Origin of the sequence: Pseudoramibacter faecis, assembly GCF_036289405.1 — a bacterium.
GTDB classification, from domain to species: Bacteria; Bacillota; Clostridia; order Eubacteriales; family Eubacteriaceae; genus Pseudoramibacter; species Pseudoramibacter faecis.
On the sequence record NZ_JAYFFI010000017.1, the window covers coordinates 19,656 to 43,698 of the forward strand.

At 53.5% G+C, this 24,043-nt stretch carries 23 protein-coding genes; 12 read left to right on the forward strand and 11 right to left on the reverse strand.

Annotated elements, in window-relative coordinates:
• Positions 1-82 precede the first annotated feature (82 nt).
• The 4 genes from V3C63_RS09765 to V3C63_RS09780 form a co-directional block, all read right to left on the reverse strand.
• Entirely contained in the window at positions 83-451 is a 369-nt protein-coding gene (locus tag V3C63_RS09765; RefSeq protein WP_329887591.1) for a Rid family detoxifying hydrolase, read from the reverse strand.
• A 33-nt stretch (positions 452-484) separates the two neighbouring features.
• A complete protein-coding gene (locus V3C63_RS09770) occupies positions 485-1,846 on the reverse strand; it encodes a Na+/H+ antiporter NhaC family protein (RefSeq protein ID WP_329887592.1) in 1,362 nt (453 codons plus the stop codon).
• A gap of 83 nt (positions 1,847-1,929) precedes the next feature.
• Positions 1,930-3,120: a MalY/PatB family protein gene (locus V3C63_RS09775; protein ID WP_329887593.1), complete on the reverse strand. Its 1,191-nt coding sequence runs from the start codon at positions 3,118-3,120 to the stop codon at positions 1,930-1,932.
• 69 nt (positions 3,121-3,189) lie between these two features.
• A complete protein-coding gene (locus V3C63_RS09780) occupies positions 3,190-4,416 on the reverse strand; it encodes a MalY/PatB family protein (RefSeq protein ID WP_329887594.1) in 1,227 nt (408 codons plus the stop codon).
• 228 nt (positions 4,417-4,644) lie between these two features.
• On the opposite strand from V3C63_RS09780, the gene V3C63_RS09785 reads away from it, so the two are divergent.
• Complete coding sequence (locus tag V3C63_RS09785) at positions 4,645-5,352, forward strand: helix-turn-helix domain-containing protein (protein WP_329887595.1); 708 nt, start codon at positions 4,645-4,647, stop codon at positions 5,350-5,352.
• A 341-nt stretch (positions 5,353-5,693) separates the two neighbouring features.
• Here the strand turns inward: V3C63_RS09785 and rbr are convergent, their stop codons facing one another.
• Complete coding sequence (rbr, locus tag V3C63_RS09790) at positions 5,694-6,254, reverse strand: rubrerythrin (protein ID WP_329887596.1); 561 nt, start codon at positions 6,252-6,254, stop codon at positions 5,694-5,696.
• A 317-nt stretch (positions 6,255-6,571) separates the two neighbouring features.
• Between rbr and V3C63_RS09795 the strand changes: the two genes are divergently transcribed.
• The 4 genes from V3C63_RS09795 to V3C63_RS09810 all read left to right on the forward strand — a co-directional run bounded on the left by V3C63_RS09795 (position 6,572) and on the right by V3C63_RS09810 (position 11,514).
• Entirely contained in the window at positions 6,572-7,633 is a 1,062-nt protein-coding gene (locus tag V3C63_RS09795; RefSeq protein ID WP_329887597.1) for an NAD(P)H-dependent flavin oxidoreductase, read from the forward strand.
• A 171-nt stretch (positions 7,634-7,804) separates the two neighbouring features.
• A complete protein-coding gene (locus tag V3C63_RS09800; RefSeq protein WP_329887598.1) occupies positions 7,805-8,236 on the forward strand; it encodes an Rrf2 family transcriptional regulator in 432 nt (143 codons plus the stop codon).
• Between the two features lie 71 nt (positions 8,237-8,307).
• The gene (locus V3C63_RS09805) at positions 8,308-10,227 is read left to right on the forward strand and encodes an acyl-CoA dehydrogenase family protein (protein WP_329887599.1); all 1,920 of its coding nucleotides are present in this window, start codon (positions 8,308-8,310) and stop codon (positions 10,225-10,227) included.
• A 66-nt stretch (positions 10,228-10,293) separates the two neighbouring features.
• Positions 10,294-11,514 (forward strand): FprA family A-type flavoprotein, encoded by a 1,221-nt coding sequence (locus tag V3C63_RS09810; protein WP_329887600.1) that lies wholly within the window; start codon positions 10,294-10,296, stop codon positions 11,512-11,514.
• 258 nt (positions 11,515-11,772) lie between these two features.
• On the opposite strand, the gene V3C63_RS09815 is transcribed toward V3C63_RS09810, so the two are convergent.
• The 5 genes from V3C63_RS09815 to V3C63_RS09835 all read right to left on the reverse strand — a co-directional run bounded on the left by V3C63_RS09815 (position 11,773) and on the right by V3C63_RS09835 (position 16,142).
• On the reverse strand, positions 11,773-12,504 hold the full coding sequence (locus tag V3C63_RS09815; RefSeq protein ID WP_329887601.1) for a glycoside hydrolase family 191 protein: 732 nt from the start codon (positions 12,502-12,504) through the stop codon (positions 11,773-11,775).
• A gap of 105 nt (positions 12,505-12,609) precedes the next feature.
• A complete protein-coding gene (locus V3C63_RS09820; protein WP_329887602.1) occupies positions 12,610-12,807 on the reverse strand; it encodes a hypothetical protein in 198 nt (65 codons plus the stop codon).
• A 292-nt stretch (positions 12,808-13,099) separates the two neighbouring features.
• Positions 13,100-13,888 carry an MBL fold metallo-hydrolase gene (locus V3C63_RS09825; protein ID WP_329887603.1) on the reverse strand — a complete coding sequence of 263 codons (789 nt, stop codon included), beginning with the start codon at positions 13,886-13,888 and terminating at the stop codon, positions 13,100-13,102.
• Between the two features lie 43 nt (positions 13,889-13,931).
• Positions 13,932-14,855 carry a cell wall hydrolase gene (locus tag V3C63_RS09830; protein WP_329887604.1) on the reverse strand — a complete coding sequence of 308 codons (924 nt, stop codon included), beginning with the start codon at positions 14,853-14,855 and terminating at the stop codon, positions 13,932-13,934.
• A gap of 3 nt (positions 14,856-14,858) precedes the next feature.
• Complete coding sequence (locus V3C63_RS09835) at positions 14,859-16,142, reverse strand: UDP-N-acetylglucosamine 1-carboxyvinyltransferase (RefSeq protein ID WP_329887605.1); 1,284 nt, start codon at positions 16,140-16,142, stop codon at positions 14,859-14,861.
• A 352-nt stretch (positions 16,143-16,494) separates the two neighbouring features.
• Here V3C63_RS09835 and V3C63_RS09840 point away from each other — a divergent pair, with 352 nt between their 5' ends.
• The 3 genes from V3C63_RS09840 (at position 16,495) to V3C63_RS09850 (ending at position 19,692) form a co-directional block, all read left to right on the forward strand.
• Positions 16,495-17,616 carry a DnaD domain protein gene (locus tag V3C63_RS09840; protein WP_329887606.1) on the forward strand — a complete coding sequence of 374 codons (1,122 nt, stop codon included), beginning with the start codon at positions 16,495-16,497 and terminating at the stop codon, positions 17,614-17,616.
• Positions 17,582-18,616: an ATP-binding protein gene (locus V3C63_RS09845; protein ID WP_329887607.1), complete on the forward strand. Its 1,035-nt coding sequence runs from the start codon at positions 17,582-17,584 to the stop codon at positions 18,614-18,616. Before V3C63_RS09840 ends, V3C63_RS09845 begins: the two co-directional genes overlap by 35 nt.
• A gap of 89 nt (positions 18,617-18,705) precedes the next feature.
• Positions 18,706-19,692: a helix-turn-helix domain-containing protein gene (locus V3C63_RS09850; RefSeq protein ID WP_329887608.1), complete on the forward strand. Its 987-nt coding sequence runs from the start codon at positions 18,706-18,708 to the stop codon at positions 19,690-19,692.
• A gap of 61 nt (positions 19,693-19,753) precedes the next feature.
• Here V3C63_RS09850 and mscL read toward each other — a convergent pair whose 3' ends face one another.
• Positions 19,754-20,203: a large conductance mechanosensitive channel protein MscL gene (gene mscL / locus V3C63_RS09855; protein ID WP_329887609.1), complete on the reverse strand. Its 450-nt coding sequence runs from the start codon at positions 20,201-20,203 to the stop codon at positions 19,754-19,756.
• 272 nt (positions 20,204-20,475) lie between these two features.
• Here mscL and V3C63_RS09860 point away from each other — a divergent pair, with 272 nt between their 5' ends.
• The 4 genes from V3C63_RS09860 (at position 20,476) to V3C63_RS09875 (ending at position 23,891) form a co-directional block, all read left to right on the forward strand.
• Positions 20,476-20,976, forward strand: coding sequence for a QueT transporter family protein (locus V3C63_RS09860; protein WP_329887611.1), 501 nt, complete (start codon positions 20,476-20,478; stop codon positions 20,974-20,976).
• Between the two features lie 388 nt (positions 20,977-21,364).
• A complete protein-coding gene (locus tag V3C63_RS09865; protein WP_329887613.1) occupies positions 21,365-21,841 on the forward strand; it encodes a methylated-DNA--[protein]-cysteine S-methyltransferase in 477 nt (158 codons plus the stop codon).
• Between the two features lie 57 nt (positions 21,842-21,898).
• Positions 21,899-22,261 (forward strand): hypothetical protein, encoded by a 363-nt coding sequence (locus tag V3C63_RS09870; RefSeq protein WP_329887614.1) that lies wholly within the window; start codon positions 21,899-21,901, stop codon positions 22,259-22,261.
• Positions 22,251-23,891 carry an ABC1 kinase family protein gene (locus V3C63_RS09875; protein WP_329887616.1) on the forward strand — a complete coding sequence of 547 codons (1,641 nt, stop codon included), beginning with the start codon at positions 22,251-22,253 and terminating at the stop codon, positions 23,889-23,891. Before V3C63_RS09870 ends, V3C63_RS09875 begins: the two co-directional genes overlap by 11 nt.
• Positions 23,892-24,043 lie beyond the last annotated feature (152 nt).

Below are 24,043 nucleotides of genomic sequence, written 5' to 3' on the forward strand. Positions count from 1 at the left end.
ACCATTTGCGGCACTCCGACACAAACAGCTGTTTGAAGACTGGACGGGGACTTTCCCTTGATCCACCACCGGTTTACTCACATCATGCTTTTGCGACACACTCGATCTCGCACAGCGCTCCTTTGGGCAGAGCCTTCACGGCAAAGCAGCTTCTGGCAGGTTTTGATACAAAGTACTTTGCGTACACCTCATTAAAAGCGCCGAAGTCTGCGATTTCAGCCAAAAAGCACGTTGTCTTGACGACCTTCTCCGCACCGGATCCCGCGGCATCCAGAATAGCGAGAACATTTTTGCAGCTCTGCTCCGTTTGTGCCGTGATTCCTTCCGGGATCTCGCCTGTTGCGGGATCAGCCGGAAGTTGGCCGGATGTAAAGATCAGCCCATTCGTCATAAAGCCCTGAGAATAGGGACCGATGGCGCCGGGAGCGCCGGAAGATTGAATTTGTTTCATCGTGACCTCCTTATCGAAACAATGATAATAAATTTAGATATCTACTGGATTAACCGATCGCGCAACTTCTTTTTCCTCCCTGGTGCGCATGAGACCGAATTGGATCGTCAAACAGGTAAACAAAAGCAGCAGTATCGGATAAAACTGATAACGGACAATATCCAGATAATTGACGCCTTTCGCATAGGTCTGCACCAGGAGCACGCCGCTGTCATGCGGCACCAACATCAAGGCCGCCGCTCCGAAAATATCCAGAAGGGATGCCAAACGCTTGGGCGCGATCTTATAGTTGTCGCCCAGATCCTTGGCAAGCGGCGCGCTAATCATAATCGCCACGGTATTGTTGAGGGTGATGCCGGAGATGATCATGGACACAAGCCCGATGATGTATTCACAGCTCTTTCTGTTCCTGATCTTTTTCATCGAGACCTTTAGCAAATACGCAATGCCGCCATAATAGCGGACAAGCTCTACCATGCCGGAAATCATCATCGCGAAGACGGCAAGCCAGAACATATCCTCCATACCGGCACCGATGGCTTTCGTCCAACCAAAGAACGAGATCGTCCCGCAAGCCATCCCGATGATGCCTGCCAGAACCGTTCCGATCACAAGGACGACCGTAACATCCATCCCGGCCACCGCAAGAATCAAAACGACAAAATAGGGAATCACCGTTGGCAGGATGTAGTTTCCGGCGTGTGCCGGGCCGCCGCCGGAAGCGTGGCTCAAGACGGTATAAATCACCATCGTGAGGATCGCTCCTGGCAGCGCAATGAGGAAATTCATCCGGAATTTATCCTTCATCTCTGCGCCGACACCCTTGGTCGCCGCAATGGTCGTATCGGAGATCATCGAAAGATTGTCCCCGAAATAGGCTCCGGCAATGGCTGCTGCTCCTGCCATGCCCGTGTTTAGACCGGCGCCCTCTGCCAAAGCGATCGCGACCGGGATCATCGTAACCTGCGTCCCCATAGACGTTCCGATGCAGGTGGATATGATGCAGCAGATTAGGAAAATGCCCGGGATCAACAGATGAGCGGGAATAATGGAAATCCCCAGGTTCACCATGGACGTTTTTCCGCCGATCTTTGCCACGGCATTCGCAAATCCGCCGGCCAGAAGAAGGATCAACCCCATCTGCATGACGCCCGGCCGACCAGCGCCGGCGCAGTAAACGTTGATTTTGTCATCGATCTTTTTCTTGCGGTCAAAACAATAAATGCCGATCAGGATTGCAACCATCGCCGCCACATATCTGGGCATTTGATAAAAAGCATCTTTGACGCCCACCAGCATCAAAACCATGCCGCACCCGACATACAACCCCAAGAATACAATAAACGGGATCAGCGCCAGCGCGCCGTAGTCCCTTTCACTTCTTTTTTCTGCCATGTGCGAGTCTCCCCTTCTCATACATTATCGCAGCTATAAATGCGAGATCGCTTCAATGATTCTCCCATCAAGCCTCAACGTCTTCATGTTATATCCGCCGCTGCCCGCGCGAGATTGTCCGCCGCCCGGCGGACCAGCGCAGGATTCGTTGCGAGATTCATCCGGATAAATCCTTTGTATTGATCTCCGAACCACTCCCCGTAGTCCACGCCCAGCCGGGCCTTCTCCTGCACAAACAACCGACACTGCGCCGGATCGCAGCATTCCCGCAGATCGACCATGACCAGATAGGTTGCGTCCAGACAACAAACCGCCGCCTGGGGCAGCCGCGAAGCCAGCTCCGTTTTTAAATAGGTATAATTGTCCCGGATAATTTCCAACACATGGTCCAGCCATTCGCCGCCGTGCCGATAGCCCGCCATCGTGGCATACATCCCCATGACGCTGATCTCTGTCCTGTTGTTCCCGGATGCGTAATCGTCATATTTTGCCCGGAGCTTTCCATCCTTAATGATCATATGGGCGTGAAGCAGCGTTGCCAGGTTAAACGTCTTGGACGCCGAATTGATCGTGATCAGGCGATCCGCATATTTCCCGCCGCTGACTGTCAGAGCCGGGACAAACGTCTTCTCCGAGTTGATCACAAGGTCCTGATGAATCTCATCACTCGCCACCAGCACGTCGTGTTTTCGGCAAAGCTCGAACAGGCGCGCCAGCTCTGCCTCACTCCAAATGGCCCCGGCGGGATTATGCGGAGAACACAAAAGAATCAGCTTCACGTTATGCCGCACGATGGCGTCCTCGATCGCCGCGGCGTTCATGGACCAGTTTCCGTTTGCATAATCGAGATCGACGCTGACTAATTTTCTATGGTTGTTCGTAACCACATTGAAGAACGGATAATAGACCGGCGTCATGATCAGGCAGGCGTCGCCCGGCTCGGTGAAACAATTAATCGCATAGGCCAGGCCCGTGACGCAGCCTGTCGTGAAGCGGACCCATTCCTTTTCGATCTTCATGCCATAGCGGGATGCCATCCAATCCGACATCGCCTGATAGTATGCTTCCGGCGCCTTGGTGTAACCAAAAATCCCGTGCTCCGCGCGCTGAACCAATGCCTCGCGGATATACCGGCTGGTTTTAAACTCCATATCCGCAATCCACATACCAATCAGATCGCGAGAGCCAAATTTTTCCTCGAGGCCATCCCATTTCAAACAATCTGTCCCGCGGCGGTCTGCCAGATATGCCTTTAGAAACGCTTTTTTATCCATCTTCTCCTCTCTTGCTCGCATCACAAGTGCGACGGCGCACCAGTCGACAACGCCCGATCTTTGCCACGCTCAGTGATTATCTCTTTGCGCTTTGTGCGCGTTGACAGCGTCCCGCATGCGCTCAAGTCCTGTCTTGATGACAGCTCTCGGCATCGCCAGATTCAGTCTAATATAACCTTCCGCATTGCCGACAAACAACGCATTGCCGCCCTCGAGCAGAACACCCGCGCGATTGGCAAAGAAACCTGGCAGATCCGCCACATCCGGAAGCACCTTAGACAGATCGACCCAGGATAGGTAGGTTGCTTCGGAAATGTTCATCACCGCCTCCGGCATGTGTTCGGCGAGAAACGCTTTGACAAACGCGAAGTTCCCGTCCAAATAAACGCGCAATTCCTGCAGCCAGGGATCGCCGAAGTCATAGGCCGCTTTGGCTGCGGTGAGCGACATCGTATTGACCATGCCGAACAGCTTATCGCGCTTCCGGAAGGTCTCCCGCAGCTCGGGATCGCGGATGATGATATTGGAAAAGGAGAGCCCCGCCATATTGAAGGTTTTGGTCGGCGCCATGCAGGTAATCAGTTTGGGATAATCCGGCATGATCTTTGCCAAGGGCGTGTGCACCTGCCCTTGTCTGATCAGATCGCAATGAATTTCATCCGAGATGATCCAGAGATTATACTTCTCTACAATTCCGGCAATCCTCTTCAGCTCGTCTTCTTTCCACACGCGGCCGGTCGGATTTTGCGGATTGCACCAAAATATCAGCTTGCAGTGAGGATCGGCGCACTGTTTTTCAAAATGATCGTAGTCGATAAAGAATTCTCCCTTTTCATTCTTTGGGAGGGGCGATTCCAAAACGCCAAGATTCGAATACTCCGCCGCGTGAAGAAAGTAGCCGTAGGCCGGCGTATGGATCAAAACCTTCTCCTCCTGCGTGCAGAGGGTTTCGGCCAGCTGATACAACGCGGGAATGATGCCGGGAGAATAGCAAAGCTCCTCCTGCGGGAAAACCCATCCATAATGGTCTTTGCACCATTTAACAACCGACTCGTAGTAGCTGTTGTCAAAAACGCCCGTGTAGCCGAAGATCCGGCGGTCAATTCTGGCGCGCAGCGCATCCAGAATCTCTGGCGCGATCCCAAATTCCATATCTGCCACCCACATGCGGACAAACGCCTCGTCTTTATAGGGGAAAACCTTCTCGGGTCCTGCATGGAAGATATAGCCGCGAAAGCCGTCCGTGTTTAATGCGTTCGTATTTCTTCTGTCAATCATTTCATCAAAGTTATACATCTGTGTGCTCCTTTCTCATTGGGGGTCATTTCTTTTGACAAGATGATTATAAGGATATTTTGGTTTGCATTCAAAAGTGGGTCTGTATCATTAAAGTGGATTATATTAGATAAAAGTTTCATAAAAGTGTATTTAGGGGCATTCCTGTGTTAAAATTGAGCTCAAATGATGGAATATTGTCTCCATTCACAAAATTGTGTATTTGAGAGAAACTACAGGAGGGAACACATGTCAGAAATTACTGCCGGAATCGGGCACAATATCCGTGTTTACCGAAAAAAAACCGGCCTGACGCTGGATGCGCTGTCAGACCTTGTCTTTAAGAGTAAATCAACGCTCTCGAAATATGAAAAGGGGGAAATATCCATCGACATCGAAACGCTCTATGAACTGGCGGACGCACTCCATGTCCATGTGGAGCAGCTGCTGTATGTGCGGAAATCGCATACGGGGATTGCCACATCCGACGCACATCCTTCTTTTTTTAACGGAGTATCCCGATTTTTCAGTTATGTTTTTGATGGCCGAAGCCATCAACTTCTTCCTTCCGTTTTCGATATCCTCTCCGAGACGGACAAAAATCAGTTCAAGATCATGATGTACATGAATTATAAAACCTATGATCATTACCAGGACTGCGAAACGACTTACATCGGTTATATCGAGCACTATGACGCTGTGACCAATATTATGCTGACCAACCAGTATTCCCCCATGGAGAAAGCCAGTGCCCAGATTTTAGCTTCCTATCTGGATTCCGACATAAAATGGGGGCTATGGAACGGTCTGTCCTCCAGGCCGCTGATGCCGATCGCGACGAAAATGCTCTTTACCAAAACCAGACTTAAAGGAAAGGAAGATATTATCAATGATTTAAAAATATCCAAGGAGGATATAAAGCTTCTGCGCCTATATAATATGCTGCCGGTGTTCTAAAACGAATCCATAACAATCCCTTGAACATAAAAACGAACTTTTCTCTCCAACCCGACATTGGCCGAGAAAAGGCTTAGGTTGACAGGACTCCCTCTTCAGCACGACAGACGTTTTACAGCCAAGAGCGCTGCGGACGCTTTTTCGCTTTGACAAATAACACTGTTTATTTTAAAAAAAGTTTTTTAATCCTTAAACTTTCTGAAAGACTACGCGCCTAACCCGTGATTCTCTGCAATCAAATAAGTGCAGCCAATGGAGATTCTTCTCTATCTGCTACACTTTTATGGCACTAAAAAACCGTCTGCCGAAGCAGACGGTTACCCGATGTGTGGATGGCGGGATTAATAGTTTTCTTTTTTGATTTCGAAATAAGCCTGAGGGTGGGCGCATACCGGGCAAACATTCGGCGCCTTCGGACCGACAACGATGTGACCGCAGTTCGAGCACTGCCAGATGCGATCCCCGTCTCTGGAGAAGACAACGCCATCTTCGATGTTTTTCACCAGCTTTTTATAGCGGGCTTCGTGTTCCTGTTCGATGTCGGCCACGGCACGGAAAAGGCGGGCGATATCGTCAAAGCCTTCTTCCTCGGCGTCTTTGGCCATCTGCGGATACATTTCCTGCCATTCGTAGGCTTCGCCGCCGGCAGCTGTCTTCAGGTTTTCGACGGTTTCGTCGATCCCGCAGAGAATCTTATACCACATTTTGGCGTGTTCTTTTTCGTTCTTCGCCGTTTCTTCAAAGATATTGGCAATCTGAACGAAACCGTCTTTTTTCGCTTTCGCTGCAAAATAGGTATATTTATTGCGGGCCTGGGATTCGCCGGCAAAAGCGTCCTGCAAATTCTTTTCGGTCTTGGTTCCTTTTAAAGCTTCAGCTCTGCATTTCAAAAAATCTGCCATGATGTTTTCCTCCTCTTGATTGTGCATTTAAATTCGGTCATTCACAGGTGTTCTGTAAATTACTTTGTAATGATATCAAATTACATTGTCGAAATCAATTCAAACTTTTGCTTTTCACGTTTTGGTTAAGCATTCAGTCCTCTCTAATTATTTAGGAAGGTGCAACCCTCGCCGTTTTGATTACTAACTTAAAATTTATATATAGGGTTTTAAAAAACGCTTGACAAGAATATTTAAAACTTATATAGTTTGACCTATCTTATGCTACTGAACGAAACAATCTTTCGCCATTCAATGCTTCTTATCAGGAGAAATCTATGTCCTATCAGAATTTAACAGCCCCCGACGGCCGCCATCTCACCTTTCCGCTGCTGCAAGGCGGGATGGGGGTCGGCATTTCTCTGGGCAGACTGGCCGGTGCCGTCGCCCGGGAAGGCTGCATGGGCACCCTCAGCACCGCCGACTGCGGCTACCGGGAGCCCGATTTTTATCGGCATCCCGATACGGCCAACCTGCGGACTCTGCGCGAAGAGATTCACAAGGCCTTCGCGCTGTCCCGGGGAAACGGCCTTATCGCCGTCAACGCCATGGTCGCTACCACCCAATATGCTGACGCTGTTCGCGCCGCGGTGGACGCCGGTGTGGACGCGGTGGTCTCCGGGGCGGGGATGCCCTTATCGCTGCCGGAATACGCCGAGGACGGCCCCGCGATGATCGCGCCCATCGTCTCCAGCGGAAGAGCCGCCGCTCTCATCTGCAAAACCTGGCATCAGCGCTACCATCGACTGCCGGATTTTGTCGTGCTCGAGGGCTGTGAAGCCGGCGGTCACCTCGGCTTTAAAAAAAAGACCCTGCTCGCCGGCGCCTGTGCCCCGCTGAGCACCTTAATTCCCGAAGTGATCGACGCCCTGGCGCCCTATCGCGATCTCGCCGGCCGGGACATCCCCGTCTTTGCCGCTGGAGGGATCCGCAGCCGGTCCGATCTGAACGCGATGACGGCCCTGGGCGCCGCCGGCGTCCAGGTCGCCACCCCTTTTATCGCCACAAAGGAATGCGATGCCAGCCGGAATTACAAACAAGTGCTCATCGATGCGAAGCCCGAAGACATTCGCATCGTCCAAAGCCCGGTGGGCCTGCCGGGCCGCGCCCTCAACACCCCGTTGATGCAGCATTTGGATGCCATCGGTCGGATCCCACCGCAGCGATGTTCCCACTGCATCAAATCCTGCGACCCTGCCAAGGTGCCCTATTGCATCACCGAAGCGCTCATTCAGGCCGCCCGCGGCAACCGCGACGCCGGGCTTTTCTTCTGTGGCAGTCAAATTGCTGATCTGCAGAGCATTCGCACCGTCAAAGACGTGGTTGCCGATTTTTGCTGAATCATTTCTCGCCCATCATCTCCAGGGATCCTCGCCGATCCTCGGAGTTTTTTTATGCGTTTTTAATTTATTTATAATCATTTTAAATTATGCTGGATTTTTTTAATTCAAACTGATACACTGATTAAAAAGGAGGATGAAATCGGTTGCTCATCACAAGAGAAACAGACCATGCCATCCGACTGCTTCGCGGCATCGCCGGCAGCGGGAAAAAGCGTCCCTGTCCTTGCGGAAAATGAACAAGTCCCCCGGCCCTTTGCCTATAAGATTGTAAACAAACTGCAACGGGCGGGCATCGTCGCCGTGAGCCGCGGTGCAGCCGGCGGGGCTTCCCTCAATCGCCCGCTGGCGGCGTTCACCCTGCTGGATCTGTTGCGCGCTCTGGATGATCATCCCACGGCGACCGCCTGCACCCGGACGCCTTATCATTGCGACTGGTGCGAACACCATCGGACGGACTGCCGCGCGTATCAGCACATGGCCCAACTTCAGCGGCGTCTTGAAGCCGAACTGGCAGCGCACACGCTTCAGGCGGTTATCTTTGATCTGCCTGATCGCGATGATCCGCCGATACGCATCCCTGCGCCGCGCGAAGCCCCATAACCGATCAGCGAAGCCATCCGCCCCTTTATTCATGCAAACATTTAATATTTTATAAAAAGAAGGAGAAAAAGATGTTATTTCAAACCACCGAAGCTCACGAAGCCCTGCGTCAGCAAATCCGCGCCTTCGCGGAAAAGGAAGTCAAGCCCATTGCCTTCAGCCTCGACCAGCAAAATGCCTTTCCTGCGGAAATCGTCCGAAAAATGGGCAAAAACGGCTGGATGGGCATCCCCTACGACGTCGAATACGGCGGCGCCGGCCTCGACGTCATCAGCTACGCTATCGCCGTAGAAGAACTTTCCCGGGTGGACGGGGGCACCGGGGTGATCCTCTCGGCCCATACCTCCTTGGGGACCTATCCCATCGCGGCCTTCGGCAGCAAAGCGCAAAAGGCTCAATATCTGCCCGATCTGCTCAGTGCCCAAAAGCTTGGCGCCTTTGGCCTGACGGAGCCCAACGCCGGATCGGACGCCAGCGGCACCGAAACCACCGCGGTGAACCGGGGCGATTATTATCTGCTCAACGGGGGCAAGGTCTTCATCACCAACGCCCCGAAGGCCGATACCTATGTGGTCTTCGCCGTGACCACGCCGGACATCGGCACCCACGGCATTTCCGCCTTTATCGTCGAAAAGGGCTGGGCCGGCTTCGACTTCGGCGATCATTACGACAAGCTGGGGATCCGCTCGTCCTCCACGGCGGAGCTGATCTTCAACAACGTGAAGGTCCCCAAGGAAAACCTGCTGGGCGAGGAGGGCGATGGCTTTAAAATCGCGATGATGACCCTCGACGGCGGCCGCATCGGCATCGCCTCCCAGGCGTTGGGCATCGCTCAGGGCGCTTATGAAGCCGCCCTGGCCTACGCCAAAGAGCGGGTGCAGTTTGGCAAGCCCATCGGCTCCCAGCAGGCCATTGCCTTCAAGATTGCCGACATGGCCACCAAGCTGCGTATGGCCCGCTTCCTCGTTTATTCCGCGGCCGAGCTCAAGACCCACCACGAGCCCTACGGCATGGAGGCGGCCATGGCCAAAGGCTACGCCTCGGACATGGCCCTGGAAGTGGTCAACGACGCGCTGCAGATCTTCGGCGGCACCGGCTACCTGAAGGGCATGGATATCGAGCGGATGTACCGCGACGCCAAGATCACGACAATTTACGAAGGGACCAACGAAATCATGCGGGTAGTCATCGCGTCGAAGCTGCTCGGCAAGATGCCCCGCAACCGCCAAGGCGGCGGCTCGAAAAGCAGCGCCGGCGCGAAAAAAGCCGCCCCGGTCACCGGCCTGCGCAAGCAGCAAATCTTTAATGAAGGGGAACCGGCCGATCAGGTGAACGCGCTGGTCGCCGAATTGAAAAAACAAATCGACTTCAGCGTCGGCATTCCCATCGACACGCCCATCGCCCAGGCCGAGCGGGTTGTTGCCGCAGGCAAGGGCATTGGTCCTAAAGAAAACATGCACCTGATCGAGGAGCTGGCCCAAGCGGCCGGCGCGGCCATCGGCTCCTCCCGGCCCGTCGCCGAAACGCTCAAATATCTGCCGCTGGACCGCTATGTGGGCATGTCCGGCCAGAAGTTTGCGGGCAATCTTTACATCGCCTGCGGTATCTCCGGCGCGAAGCAGCACCTGAAGGGCATCAAGACGGCGTCCATCATCGTCGCCATCAATAAAAATCCCAACGCTCCGATCTTCAAAAACTGCGATTACGGCATCGTCGGCGACGTGAACGAGATTCTGCCGCTGCTCACCCAGGAGCTGGATAGCGGCGAAAAGCAGCCGGCACCGCCGATGGTTAAAATCAAACGGCCGCGCATCCCCAAGCCGAAACCTATCGGTCCACGCTATGTCTGCAACGGCTGCGGCTACGAATACGTGCCGGAAATGGGCGATACCGAAGCGGATGTGCTGCCCGGCACTCAATTTGCCGATCTGCCCAGTGATTGGGTCTGTCCGGAATGTGCCGAGGAAAAGGCGAACTTCACCAAAATGTGACGTTAAGCCTTCACATCAAAACCATAACCAACCGAATGCCATTAAATTTAAATCGAAAGGAAAACCATGCATATTACCCGAAAAGTCACCGACGACCTGTATTGGGTCGGCGCCAACGACCATCGCCTCGCCCTGTTTGAAAATGCCTATCCCATTCCCCGGGGCGTCTCCTACAACGCATATCTGCTCCTGGATGAAAAAACCGTGCTCTTCGACACGGTGGACTGGTCGGGCTGCCGCCAGCTCCTCGAAAACCTCGAGCACTTGCTGGCCGGCCGCCCGCTGGATTATCTGGTGATCAACCATTTGGAGCCGGATCACGCCGGCTCCATCGAAGAGGTGCTCATCCGCTATCCGGATGTGAAGATCATCTCTAACGAAAAGGCCTTTATGCTGATGCGCCAGTTTCACTTTACGGTGGACCACCACGAATGCATCGAAGTCGCCGAGGGGGACACCTTCTCCTTCGGCAGCCACGTGGTGACCTTTGTCTTTGCGCCGATGGTGCACTGGCCGGAGGTGATGGTGACCTTCGATACCACAAGCGGCGCCCTGTTCTCCGCCGATGCCTTCGGCACCTTCGGCGCTCTGGACGGCAAGCTCTTCGCCGACGAGGTCGATTTCGACCGCGACTGGATCGACGACGCTCGCCGCTATTTGGCCAATATCGTAGGCAAATACGGCCCGCACATCCAGGCCGTTCTCAAAAAAGCCGCCGCCATTCTCGACCAGATTAAATTCATCTGCCCGCTCCACGGGCCGGTCTGGCGCGACGATCTCATGTATTTCATCGACAAATACGACACCTGGAGCCGTTACGCCCCGGAAGAAGCCGGCGTGATGATCGCCTACGCCTCGATGTACGGCAACACCGAAGGCGCCGCCCAGGCGCTGGCCGCGAAGCTCTGCGAGCGCGGCATTACCAACGTCGCGGTTTACGACGTCTCCACCACCGATGTGTCCCAGCTGATCGCCGAAACCTTTCGCCTGAGCCACCTCGTGCTGGCCTCGGTGACCTACAACCTCGGCATTTATCCGAAGATGCTCGACTTCCTTCAGGATATGAAGGCGCTGAACGTACAAAATCGCACCGTCGCCATCATCGAAAACGGCTCTTGGGCCGTGCGCGCCGGCGATCTGATCGAAACCTTCTTAAACGACGAGATGAAGAACATGACCGTCCTCGAGGACCGGGTTTCCCTGGCCTCCGCCCTGGATGATACCCAGGCGATCGACCTCAACCGTCTGGCCGACGCCATCGCCGACGACATGCAGGCTGAGGCCTGAATCTATCCGCGGCCGCTCCGCAAGGAGCGGTTTTTTGCTGCAACTAAAAAACGGCCCAAAGGCCGTTCAACGCGCCATTGATAAACTGACAAACGTCGAAGAGCGGCGAACGCCGCCGCGAAGCGCGTGTCCCTTTCGCTGATGCCCGACGCTTCAAAAAGCCCTTGCTCCTTTGATAGGCGAGCATCGGCAGGGGATTCTCACTGCTGAGATGGACGAGCAGGCTAAATCCTTGCGCAATGCAGACTTGCCCTGCTTTTAGCGAAGCTCCAGACCCTTCGCATTGTACCAAAGAAAGCCGTTTTCTCTGCAATAGTTGTCGATTTTTCTTGAAAGCGCCGGATCTGCACCGTATTCTAAAAGATAGACGGCTAAGCCAGAGCTTTTTGCTCTTGCGAGATAGGCCTTAAAATATAACGTTTCTGTTTTTCGCTGTCTTCCGTAGCTTTTGCTTTTAAAATGGATGGTCGTAAAGACCGTTTCCTGATTGATCCCATCAAACAGGGAGGGGGCGATCCCTTCATTCATGCATCTTGTGACAAAATCATCGCCGCCGTTGATCAAAAGCGGGACACCATAGGCCTTCAATCCTTTCAGGATCGCGCAAAGACCCTGGAAGGTTTTTTCTGTCGGATAGTGATAATAGACGTCTGCATTATCCAAAAAGAAGCCGTCCAAGCCCATATCGGCGTACTGCTTTCCAAGTATCTTAACAACAAAGGCCTGCCACCGGGGATTTGAAACGTCGATCCAGCGCTCATTTGGCCAATCTCCATAGACGCCGAGCGTCGCCTCCCTGAAGCGCTCATAATAAGAACGATATTGTTCAATGGCGCCGATATTCAAATAACCGTAGACCGTCTTTCCCGCCGCGTGAAGCTCCCGGATCTGCTTTGCCTGAAATTCTGACGGCTCGATAACCACAAAACGGTAATTCTGCAGGCGATGCATTTGTTGCCGATTGATGCCGAGAAATACTCCGTATGCCATTGATGGCTTTATCGCACAGCCAAGGACCGTTGCCAAAAGACAGAGCAGAACGCACAAAACAATGCTTAACAAAAAAAGCCGTCTTTTGCATTTCATAAAGATACCTCACATGCCCATGGTTTTTTCTTCCTTTATCGCCTCATCCTTGCTCAAGAATAAGGGCGTTTTTCCGTCCGCATTGACGCGCATGTGCCACATTCCCAAAGCAGGTGTGCTGTTTAAAGGCTCAAGGAGTGTTCGCCAGAATGTCTGATTCAGGCAGCGTTTTTTAATCCTATTTCGGCCTTTATCGTCAAACTGCATCAAACTTTGCCAAACGACACCGCCTTTTGTAGTTAGCCACATATAACTATGATATTGTAATATAAAACCTCTAAAGTATAAAGTTAATTTTTCATTGGCAAAAAATATTTTAAAGAGCCGTCATTCAAAGCCCAGCGATCGCTCACGCATCGCCAAACGGCGCCGTTTTTCCCGATGTTCGGACCAACCTCAAAATTCACCGTCACAGTCGTAAGTTTCAGCCGCTCCGCGAGGGGAGGGGCCGCTGCAATTAAAAAACGACCCGAAGGCCGTTCACTGCTCCATGAATGATCTAACAAACGTCGAAAATCGACGAACGCTCGTGGCGGCGCGCCACCGCGAGGCGCGTGTCCCTTTCGCTGATGCCCGACGCCTCAAAAAAGCCCTTGCTCGTTTGATAGGCAAGAATCGGCAGGTTGTTCTCGTGGCTCAGATGGGCGAGGACGATCTGCTTCACGCCGCTCTCCGCCAAAGTCACCGCGGTATCGCCCGCCGTATCGTTGGAGAGATGGCCGTGCTCGCCGGCGATGCGCCGCTTGAGCGGGTAGGGATAGGGCCCGGTCTCGAGCATGGCTGCGTCGTGATTGCTCTCGAGCACCACCAGCTCCCTGCCTTTGAGCGATCCGAGGATGGTCTCCGTCATCACGCCGGTATCCGTTGCGATGCCCAGGGAGTGATTGCCGCTGTCGATGGCAAATCCCACCGGCTCCGCCGCGTCGTGGGAGATGGGGAAACTGTCAATCTGCAGATCCCCGATATCAAAAGGCACCTCGGTCACAAAAAACCGGACGTTGTCCCCGTCGATTTTGCCAAGCTCCGGCGCCATGGCCTCCCAAGTCGCCGCATTGGCATAAATCGGCAGGTGATAACGCCGGGAAAGCACCCCGGCCCCGCAGATATGGTCCCGGTGCTCATGGGTGATCAGGATTCCGTCAAGTTCTGCCGGCAACACATCCGCCGAGACGAGCCCCTGCTCGATTTTCTTGCCGGACAGCCCCGCATCCACCAGGAGCCTGGTGTGTCTATGGGCCACGTACAGGCAGTTACCCGACGAACCGCTGTATAAAGAACAAAATTGCATAAAGTCAAAACCCTTTTCTATGGTCTGCCGTGCCAACCTGCCATCAATAATAATGATTGCCGCCGAAGGAAGGCGGAGACGAACCGGCGTGAAAACTTTGATAGCTGTGATTGCGGATACCCTTGAGCATGCAGTCTTCCACCGCCCGTTTGACATGGGCCGGATACCGGCCGCTCAGGTATCTTTTATAGGCCCCTGATGAATAGGCCGAAAATTGTCCCGGTGCTTTTAATACCGCGACGCAATTGCGGCCGCCCCATCGGCCGGTATCTCCGCGATTCATCACGCAGCTGATGACCGCCAGCGATCCCTGATAATCAGAATTGCATTCCTGCGCCACGACCGCGCAGATAAAATCCATCTGGTTGCTGTTTTCCGTGCGGTGGCCGGTGGTGGGGCTGACTCCGCTGGTGCTGCTGTTGTCGGATGTATCCGGGTGCTCTTTTTCATAAGCCATCAGCTTTTGCTGCACGGTTTTAAGCCGGGCGTTCAGCTGCTTCTGGGATTGCTCGGCCTTTCGTTGCTCCTGCTCCAGCGCCGCTTTTTCCCGGGCGATCTGGCGCTGCAAACGCTCCACCTTGGCTACCTGGGCGTTATCCGCGCTCATCACGGTGCGCATCTGATCCGCCTTGGCCAAAAATTCCGAGATGCTATCGGACGTAAACAAATACTGTAAAACGCCGTCGCTGCCAAACATATAAAAGGCGCGCATCCGTTCGCTCATCCCCTGCCGAGCCTGGGAAAGGGCCTGCTTTTGTTTGGCTAGCTCCGCATTTTTGTTTGAAATCTGGGCCTTGAGGGCATCAAGGCGCTTGGCCTGCGCGTCGATCTGCTTTTGAATGTCCGTAATCTGATTGGTGAGCGACTGGGTGTCTGCCCCCGAAACCGGTACTGTCGTGCCAAATATCAGGATTCCGGCAAACAAAAGGGACACCCACAACCGCCCGACGTTTCTTAAAATAGCCATGGTTTAAATATCCAATTCCGCAGGATCCATGGGCCCCCGGCGAATGCGGGCACCGAGATCTCGGAAATTCCCCTCAAGATTTTCGTAGCCACGATCGATGTATTGGAGGCCGGTCACCTCGGATTCGCCCTCCGCCACTAGCGCGGCAATCACCATAGCTGCCCCGGCCCGCAGATCGGTCGATACGATTTTGGTGCCGGAAAGCTTCGGCACGCCGGTGATATTCGCAATGCGCCCGCTGATGGTGATATTCGCGCCCATCTTGCGCAGCTCATCCACATATTTAAAGCGATTCTCGAAGATGCTTTCCTGAATCATGCTATTGCCCTCGGCGATGGCCATCAGCACGGCCATCGGCTGTTGCAGATCCGTGGGAAAGCCGGGATAGGGCAGGGTTTTAATGCGGCAGGCCTTGAGTCGTTCCTTGTTGTTTTTCACCCGCAGGCCGTCCCCCTCCAGCGTGACTTCGGCGCCCATTTCCCTTAATTTGGCCGTGACCGATTCCATGTGTTTAGGAATGACCCCGGAAACCAGCACATTCCCGCCGGTGGCCGCCGCAGCCATCATGTAGGTGCCGGCTGTGATCTGATCGGGCACCACCGAATAAGAGCAGCTGCCCAACCCTTCGACGCCGCGGATGCGGATGGTATCCGTACCGGCACCTTTAATATTAGCGCCCATTTTGTTGAGGAAGTTGGCCACATCCACGATGTGAGGCTCCTTTGCCACGTTTTCAATCACCGTTTTGCCCTCGGCCAGCACCGCCGCCAGCATGATATTGATGGTCGCCCCGACGGAAACCACGTCCAGATAAATATCCGTGCCCACCAGACGATCCGCCTTCAATTTTACCTGGCCGTGCTCGATCACGACCTTGGCACCCAAAGCTTCAAACCCCTTGATGTGCTGGTCGATGGGGCGGTCTCCGATGTTGCAGCCGCCGGGCAGGGGGACAATCGCTTCGTGATAGCGGCCGAGCAGCGCGCCGAGCAAATAATAGGAGGCGCGCATTTTGCCGGTCTGATCCTGGTAGGGAGAGCAGTCATGGGAGATTTTTTCCCTGGCGTCAATGGTAAGCACATCGCCTTCGCTGTCGATGCGCACGCCGAGTCTTCTTAAAATATTGACCATTTTCTGAACGTCGTTGATCTGGGGCACATTGTCCATCACGATGACGTTGCGGCTGAGGATCGCCGCCGGAATGAGTCCCAGCACGGCGTTTTTCGCGCCGGTAATCTTCACTTCGCCCTGAAGGGGAACGCCCCCGTTGATGATTAGTTTATCCATCGTATCCTCTCAATTTATCTTCTCTTCATGATCATGGCGGCATCCGGGCCGCCTGCTTTTCAAATTGGTTTTCGATTGATTTTGCGAGCCGGCTGACGCGCCTTTCGATCCGGGCTCAATTTGAATTATTATATCACAAGATTGACTGATGGCAAGAATCCGGCCGCTCTGCCTTCAGGTTTTACGAGTTCGTTACAAAGTTAAAGATTCCCTGATCGCGACACTTTTTTCAAATGCGCTGCCGGCGACCGGCCGGCTGTGATATAATACGAAAAGAATCCGCGGCGGTCTTTTTTGAATCAGGCCTTCGCCGCGCAGAGAACGAAAACGCGACACGCGACGAGGAAACACCATGCAATCGAATCACACCAAAGCCACGCGCTTCAGTTTTGAAAGCGGCAACGACAATCTCGGCATCACCCCGGTGGAGAATGCCTTCATCAATCTTTATATGCCCCAGGCCCACGGCGATTACGTCAAGGTTTATCTCTACGGACTTAAGCTTTGCTTTGGCCAAGGCGCCATCCCGGTGGACAACAGCTCCCTCTCCCAGGAGCTGCACATGACAGAAGGCGATGTGCGCAAGGCCTGGACCTACTGGCAGGAGCAGGGCATCCTCTCCGTAACCTACGGCACCGACGGCCAGGCCGACGTGCAATTCTTTAACATTCCGGCGCTGATCCTCAACGGGCCGAAAACGAAGCCCGCCAAGAAGCAGGCGGCGAAAAGCACCGTGCCAAAAGGCCAGCTCTCGATGGCCGACTGGCCGGCAGCTCCCAAGGATCCGAACGAGGCCCGCATCGCCGATATGTACGCCAAGGTGCAGGCCATGTTGGGCAGTGAGCCTTTATCCCGCTCCGGCACGATGGCCTTGAGCACCTATGTGAAGGATTACTATTTCGATCCGGAGGCTGTAGTGGTTCTGGCCGAATATACGTTAACCATCATCGCCGGCAAAGACACTCCCTTCTCCCAGAAACAAATGTTTCACTACATGGATGCCGTTGCCGACAACTGGCACCGCGCCGGGGTCATCACCTTCGAGGACGCCGAACGCGTTAAACGCGAATCCAGCGACCGGCAAAAGCGCTACTACGATGTGCTCAAATACCTGGGCATTCACCGCGGACCCATGCAATGGGAAAAAAAGATGATCGACAAATGGTTCGACGATTACGGCAACGGCATCGAGCTGGTCCAGGCCGCTATGGACCGCACCCACACCCCCAATCTGAAGTACATCGACGGGATCTTAAAACGCTGGCACGAACAGCAGATCACCACTCTCGAGGCGGTCGAGGCCGAGGAGGCCGCTCATTATAATAAACGGCGCCAGCCGGTGCCGATGGCTCCCGAAGAGGCCGCCGATACCAAGCGCCGGGAAGCCCTGATGGATGAAATCACCGAACACGATATCGAAAACCTGAGGAGGCTCTACGATGACAACCAAAACGACCCCAAACCGGCGCATTGACAGCCTGATCCAGGATTTTCTGAACCATCGGGCCCGCCATCTTTTTGAAGAGCATCAGCGTATCGCAAAGCTTGAGGCCCGCTATCCCGCTCTGGCCGATTTTAAACGGGCGCAAAACGCAGCCGGCACCCGTCTGGTACGCGAACGCCTTGAACAAAATCCCGAGGCCGACGCCCATTATGCCGAGTCCCTGGCAGCCATCGCAGAAGAACGCAATTTTTTTCTCGCCGCCAACGGCATTGACCCACAGGACCTCGCCGTTCATTATCTGTGCGAGCATTGCTGCGACACCGGCTATGTCGGGGGGAAGCCCTGCGCCTGTCTGCGCGCCGAACTGACCTCGGCAGCCTTCTCCTGTTACGACCTGACCCCTCGGGCCAAAGCCGAAAACTTCGACACCTTCCGCCTCGATTTTTATCCCGACGCGCGCGTCGGCGACCGGCCCAGCCCCCGGGAAAACATGGCCGTCGTCTATCAGATCATCAAGAACTACTGTGCGCGCTTCGATGTGATCCATCAAAGTCTTTTATTCACCGGAGCGCCGGGGCTCGGCAAAACCTTTCTCTCCAATTGTGTGGCCGGCGCGCTCATCGCCGAAGGTTACCAAGTGATTTACACCACGGCCCAGCACCTCATCGATCTGGTCCGGGAGAATTTAAAAGCGGAGCAGGGCGGGATCTCCCGCATTTATGACGGCCTTTTCGACTGTGATCTGCTCATCATCGACGACCTCGGCGCCGAATACCGCACAGCTTTCAGCGACGATCAATTGTTCGAGATCATCAACGGGCGGATACTCGCGGGACAGAAAATGATCATTTCCTCCAATCTGGGGGTGAAGGCCATTCAGCAGCAATATAGCAAGCGCCTCGCTTCCCGCATCAGCGGCTACTTTCAGATCGTTCCCTTCTGGGGCGACGATATCCGCCTGATTAAAAAGCGGCAAGCGGCTCAAAACAACGCCGCAACCGCCGATTGCAACTCCAAGTTGTCAAATTGACGCGCCCACTATCTGGCTTCGTTTCAATGCACCTTTTAGAATAAAGATATCGATCGATGACCACACTAAAAACGTTCAGGAGGAAAGCCATGTTACTTGCCGATAAAATCATCGCCCTGCGCAAACAAAAAGGCTGGTCCCAGGAGGAACTGGCCGAACAGCTCGGCGTGTCGCGTCAGTCCATTTCCAAATGGGAGAGCATGCAGATGGTGCCCAGCCTCGACAAAATCGTCAAACTCGCCGAGGTTTTCGCCGTCTCCACCGATTTTCTGCTGCGGGAGGAAATCGAAGACCCGAATCTCGTAAAGCCCGTCCCGGCTGAAAGCGTGCAGCAGGGAGAGCCGGCTCACGTCGTCAGTATGGAGGAGGCCAATGCCTTTTTATCCCTCAGTCGGCGCCGCGCCCGCCGCCATGCCTGGGGCGTTGGCCTGCTGATTGCCGCCTTTATTTTCGTTTCTCTCAGCTCAATCACCCCCGCTTTTAACCTCGAGATTGTGGTCTGTGTGGCCTGGGCCATCGGGCTTTTTGTAAGCACCCATCTGAGCCTGAAACCCTTCGAGCATTTGATGCACCAGCCCATCGAACTGGCCTATGGCGTCGCCGGCATGGTCAAAGAACGCCAGCAGCAGGGACTGCCGACACGCAACGCCAAACTGACCGCCGGCATCGTGATCTGCGCCGCGGTCTTTTTAGCCTTCGGCATCAGCGGCAATCTCAACGGATGGCCCACTATCCCGCTGTCGCGGTTTGATCTCATCCCCCTCGTCCTCATCGGTTGTTTGGCCGTCGGCGCGGGACTGATTGCCGACGCAATGGTCATCCAAGTCGCTTTTAAAATTTTACTGGAAGAAAAGCGTTACGACCCCGCCGCCAAGGTCCTGCGGCGCCGCACGGTTTTTTTCCGCCGGGGATATGCATTGATGCTATTGATGCTTTTCTTGATTGATGGGCGCTGGCTCCGGAGGAGCATCTGGTTCTTCGTGATTTTGCTTGCGGCCATCCTGGCCTATCGTCCGGCAATCGCTCTTTACGACCGTTATCTGAAGGAGCGAACGGACAACCCGAAGATCCGTTGACCCCCTTTAAACGCAAAAAAGCTTCGCCCGAAGAAAATTTCTTCAGGCGAAGCTTTTTATTTTATGCCCCTGTGTGTTCACCCAGCTGGGAAGTGCAATGGGGGCAGCGGGTCGCTGTGATATCAATTTCGCTTTTACAGTAGGGACAGGTTTTAGTGGTGGGTTCTGCTGCTTCGTCATCGCCGATGAGAGGCAGCTTATCGGCCGCATGGCTGACAATTTTAATGATGATGAACAGCACGAGGCCGGTGATGAGAAAATTGATCACCGCCGTGAGAAAATTGCCATATTTGATGACCGGAGAATTGGCATTCGCCCCGATCTTCACCATCAGATTGGAGAAATCCACGCCGCCGAACAGCCCGAGGATAGGGGAGATAATATCGTTGTTTAAGGAGGCAACAATCGCCGTGAAAGCCGAACCAATGATCAAACCAATAGCCAGATCCATCACATTGCCGCGGGATAAAAATTTTTTGAACTCTGAGAAAAAACCTTTTGTTTTCTTCATTTAAAACTCCTTTAATTTAAAAAATTCAGCCCTATCTTATCACACCCTTAAACCTTTGAAAATGCTCAACTAAATTTATTTAGAATTATTTTAATTCCGATTGTCATGAATAAATGGCAAATCAATGATCCATTATTCTATCCGTCTTTCCCATGTCCCCTTGGAATGCTTTCTGCCCCGATTTGTTTTTTCCGCTGGCTGTTGATATAATAAGCGCGTTGTGAGTTCGAGACCTTCCTCACATAAAACAAAACTAAAGGAGACAACCTCATATGCAAAACCAAAAACTATCCTTTCTCGTGCAGGCGGCAATGATCGCCGCGATTTATGTCGCCCTGACCCTGGTCTTTCAGGCCGTATCCTTCGGGCAAGTTCAGGTGCGCGTTTCCGAAGCGCTGACCATTTTGCCGCTGTTCACCCCGGCAGCAGTGCCCGGCCTTTTCGTCGGCTGCCTGATCGGCAATATCCTGGGCGGCGCCATCCTGCCGGATATCGTCTTCGGCAGTCTGGCCACGCTGATCGGCGCCATCGGCACCTATTGGCTGTGCGGGCGCAAGCCGATTCTCGGACCGCTGCCGCCAATTCTTTCCAATATGATCGTCGTGCCGCTGGTCCTCAAATACACCTATGGCACGCCGCTGCCCATTCCGCTCATGATGCTCACCGTAGGCATCGGAGAAGTGCTCTCCTGCGGGGTACTCGGATTGATTTTATATTTTGCGCTCAAAAAATACGCCCACGTGATCTTTAAATCCCAAAAGAAAGTTTCGTAAAAACTTGATCCGAAGGGCGCATTTTTCATCAAGATGGCCTTGACAAAGGCCCGGGGGACAGGTAAAATAATATCTGTTCTTTGCAGGGGTATCGCCAAGCGGTAAGGCAATGGACTCTGACTCCATCATGCGCAGGTTCGAATCCTGCTACCCCCGCCATTTCAATCGCAACGCCCAGTCGGGTGTGAACCAGGCACCGAGATCCGGTGTCTGTTTTATTTTTTGGTTTTTTATTTTAAATTCAGTTTTTTGATCCGCCTTTTCGATCTTTTTTGCCCTGCAAATTAAATTTATATTGTTATTCTAATGCAACCGCTTGCTATTTTTTATCAAAACAATTACAATAAATATGGAAACGTCTTGATCAGAATAAGGAGGTTATGGGGAAATGGCTGATCGTTACATTGCCTATTACAAAGCACCTTTTGGTCTTTTGCTGTTGGAATCTACAGAGGATGTGCTGCTTCGCTGCAAATGGGTAGAAGATAAGACAAAGCCGGAGACGGAGACCCGTCCTATTTTGGAAGAAGCCAAAAGTCAGCTGGCAGAATATTTTGACGGCAAGCGCCAAACATTCAATCTGTCGATCAACGCCCTGGGAACGGCATTTCAAAAAAAGGTGTGGAAGGTCCTCAGAACCATCCCGTACGGTGAAATTCAAACGTATCAGGATATTGCCGACGCCATCGACAATCCGACGGCACCGCGGGCGGTCGGGCGTGCCAACAATAAAAACCCGCTGCAGATCATCATTCCCTGTCACCGGGTGATCGCCACCAGTGGCCTGCTCACCGGCTATGCCGGCGGCGTCGAGATTAAAAAAGATTTATTGGATCTCGAACGAAAAAATTTACGCAACTTTTAATACATTAGGTTGACGCTTCAAATCAACAGAAGCAGCATCCGTTTAAGGAGGAAAATCATGGCTAACATTAATTTTGGAGAAGAAATGAAAAAAATCGTGCTCGCCGGTGTCGGCGCTGCAGCTGTCACCGCCGAAAAGGCCGAACAGCTCATCAATTACTGTGTTGAAAAAGGAGAAATCACCGTCGAGCAGGGCAAGGTGATGAACGAAGAACTCAAGCGCAATGTGAAAGACGGCATGCAGACCGCCAAGGAAAAGGTTCAGGCCACCAAGGATCGCTTCCAGGGCAAGGTCAGTCTCGACGATTTGATGAAATCTGTGGATAATCTGTCACCGGAGGATCTCCAGACATTAAAGGATAAAATTGCAGCCAGCGAAACCCCTGGGGATGCAGCAGACGCAGACAGCGATGCCAAATAAAGAATCGGTCGTCCCGCAGGTATCCGGCCGCCGTCAGCGCAGCTACCGGCACCGGCGTCTGCGGGAAATCATGGCCATTCTCTCCCGTCATGAGATCACCAAGGGGATCACCCCGGTCAAACTGCGGGCGATCATTGAAGATCTCGGGCCTACCTTTGTTAAACTCGGGCAAATTCTGTCCATGCGCCAGGACATTTTGCCCAAAAGCTATTGCGACGAATTAGAAAAACTCAGAACCGATGTGAAACCTTTGCCTTTTGCCACCATTGTTTCGGAAATTGAGCATGCCTATGGGGAACGGGCGAAGGTTCTTTTTGCGTCCATCGATCACACCCCGCTGGGCTCCGCCTCCATCGCCCAGGTGCACCGCGCCGTCATGCGCGACGGCACCGAAGTAGCCATCAAGGTGCAGCGCCCTGACGCCTATGAAACCATGGCGATCGATATGGCCATTCTGGAACGCCTCACCGGGCTGATTCAGCGGTTTTCCCCCACCGGCGACGTCATCGATTTCAAGGCGGTGCTCGCCGAAATCTGGAACACGGCCAAACAGGAAATGGATTTCTTGATTGAAGCCCAAAACGCCGAACACTTTGCCGCCGATAATGCCGGCATTGCCTATGTCGGCAGCCCGAAGATTTTCCATCATTTCACCACCTCCAAGGTGCTAATGATGAGCGATGTCAAGGGAATCGCCATCGACGATATTGCCGCCCTGACCGAGCAGGGCTACGACTTGAAAGAGATCGCCGAGAAACTGGCCGAGAATTACATCAAACAGGTGATCGACGACGCCTTTTTCCACGCGGATCCCCATCCGGGGAACATCCGCATTCACGAAGGCAAGATTATCTGGATCGATCTGGGCATGATGGGCACTTTATCCCGGCGTGACTGCGACTTGTTCCGCGACGCCATCGCCGCCGTCGGCACCAAGGATGTGGATGGCTTCAAAACCATGCTGCTCAATCTGGGCGAACACAGCCAGCCCATCGACCATTCGCGGCTTTACGCCGATCTGGCCGACCTCATGGATGGATACGGCAACGTCAACATCGGGGAAATGAACCTGTCCGAGCTGATGCAAAAAGCCCTGCAGATCGCCGCCTATCATCATATCGCTATGCCCCGCAGCGTAACGATGCTGGCCCGCTCGGTGATGACGATGGAAGGCGTGATCGCCATGCTCGATCCGGACATCAGCATCATCGAGGTGATGGCCCGCCACGTCGCCCAGAAATCCCCGCTGAACATGGATTACCGCCAGATCGCCCGGCATCTGCTCCACGATTCGGCAGCGGCCGGCAAGAGTGCATTGGACATCCCCGTGTATCTGGCCGATCTGCTCAAATCCACCCTTAAGGGCCAGTCCAAGGTCAACCTGGAGCTCATCGGCAGTGAGGAACCTCTGAAAAAAGTGGAGCGCATGGTTAACCGGTTAGTCACGGCCATCATCACCGCAGCGCTGCTCATCGGTTCCAGCTTCATTGCCACCACCCGGATGAAGCCCACGTTTATGGGGATCCCGCTGCTGGGATTCATCGGTTTTTTCGCCGCTATCATTCTCGGCAGCACCACCCTGATCAGTATTTACCGCAGTCAGCGCAAACGCAAAAAACGCCGGTTTTAACCGGTAAATTCATCTTTTTAAACTCTAATATAAATTTTCAACTATCTTTTCAAAAGTCTTTATATGCCGGTATAGCCTGTTGTTTCAGGCATTTCCGGCATTTTGTGTATCGGGAGATACTCACATATTTTCTTAAATCTGCTTGTGTTTTC

What these genes read in the sequence shown, in the direction of transcription:
- V3C63_RS09815 (WP_329887601.1), bottom strand. Translation starts at nt 12,504, where the DNA reads ATGGCATACGGAGTATTTCTCGGCATCAATCGGCAACAAATGCATCGC.
- V3C63_RS09820 (WP_329887602.1), bottom strand. Translation starts at nt 12,807, where the DNA reads ATGCAGTTTGACGATAAAGGCCGAAATAGGATTAAAAAACGCTGCCTG.
- V3C63_RS09840 (WP_329887606.1), top strand. Translation starts at nt 16,495, where the DNA reads ATGCAATCGAATCACACCAAAGCCACGCGCTTCAGTTTTGAAAGCGGC.
- V3C63_RS09800 (WP_329887598.1), top strand. Translation starts at nt 7,805, where the DNA reads ATGCCATCCGACTGCTTCGCGGCATCGCCGGCAGCGGGAAAAAGCGTC.
- V3C63_RS09835 (WP_329887605.1), bottom strand. Translation starts at nt 16,142, where the DNA reads ATGGATAAACTAATCATCAACGGGGGCGTTCCCCTTCAGGGCGAAGTG.
- V3C63_RS09770 (WP_329887592.1), bottom strand. Translation starts at nt 1,846, where the DNA reads ATGGCAGAAAAAAGAAGTGAAAGGGACTACGGCGCGCTGGCGCTGATC.
- V3C63_RS09860 (WP_329887611.1), top strand. Translation starts at nt 20,476, where the DNA reads ATGCAAAACCAAAAACTATCCTTTCTCGTGCAGGCGGCAATGATCGCC.
- V3C63_RS09870 (WP_329887614.1), top strand. Translation starts at nt 21,899, where the DNA reads ATGGCTAACATTAATTTTGGAGAAGAAATGAAAAAAATCGTGCTCGCC.
- V3C63_RS09865 (WP_329887613.1), top strand. Translation starts at nt 21,365, where the DNA reads ATGGCTGATCGTTACATTGCCTATTACAAAGCACCTTTTGGTCTTTTG.
- V3C63_RS09785 (WP_329887595.1), top strand. Translation starts at nt 4,645, where the DNA reads ATGTCAGAAATTACTGCCGGAATCGGGCACAATATCCGTGTTTACCGA.
- V3C63_RS09780 (WP_329887594.1), bottom strand. Translation starts at nt 4,416, where the DNA reads ATGTATAACTTTGATGAAATGATTGACAGAAGAAATACGAACGCATTA.
- V3C63_RS09850 (WP_329887608.1), top strand. Translation starts at nt 18,706, where the DNA reads ATGTTACTTGCCGATAAAATCATCGCCCTGCGCAAACAAAAAGGCTGG.
- rbr (WP_329887596.1), bottom strand. Translation starts at nt 6,254, where the DNA reads ATGGCAGATTTTTTGAAATGCAGAGCTGAAGCTTTAAAAGGAACCAAG.
- V3C63_RS09830 (WP_329887604.1), bottom strand. Translation starts at nt 14,855, where the DNA reads ATGGCTATTTTAAGAAACGTCGGGCGGTTGTGGGTGTCCCTTTTGTTT.
- V3C63_RS09810 (WP_329887600.1), top strand. Translation starts at nt 10,294, where the DNA reads ATGCATATTACCCGAAAAGTCACCGACGACCTGTATTGGGTCGGCGCC.
- mscL (WP_329887609.1), bottom strand. Translation starts at nt 20,203, where the DNA reads ATGAAGAAAACAAAAGGTTTTTTCTCAGAGTTCAAAAAATTTTTATCC.
- V3C63_RS09805 (WP_329887599.1), top strand. Translation starts at nt 8,308, where the DNA reads ATGTTATTTCAAACCACCGAAGCTCACGAAGCCCTGCGTCAGCAAATC.
- V3C63_RS09825 (WP_329887603.1), bottom strand. Translation starts at nt 13,888, where the DNA reads ATGCAATTTTGTTCTTTATACAGCGGTTCGTCGGGTAACTGCCTGTAC.
- V3C63_RS09765 (WP_329887591.1), bottom strand. Translation starts at nt 451, where the DNA reads ATGAAACAAATTCAATCTTCCGGCGCTCCCGGCGCCATCGGTCCCTAT.
- V3C63_RS09775 (WP_329887593.1), bottom strand. Translation starts at nt 3,120, where the DNA reads ATGGATAAAAAAGCGTTTCTAAAGGCATATCTGGCAGACCGCCGCGGG.
- V3C63_RS09845 (WP_329887607.1), top strand. Translation starts at nt 17,582, where the DNA reads ATGACAACCAAAACGACCCCAAACCGGCGCATTGACAGCCTGATCCAG.
- V3C63_RS09875 (WP_329887616.1), top strand. Translation starts at nt 22,251, where the DNA reads ATGCCAAATAAAGAATCGGTCGTCCCGCAGGTATCCGGCCGCCGTCAG.
- V3C63_RS09795 (WP_329887597.1), top strand. Translation starts at nt 6,572, where the DNA reads ATGTCCTATCAGAATTTAACAGCCCCCGACGGCCGCCATCTCACCTTT.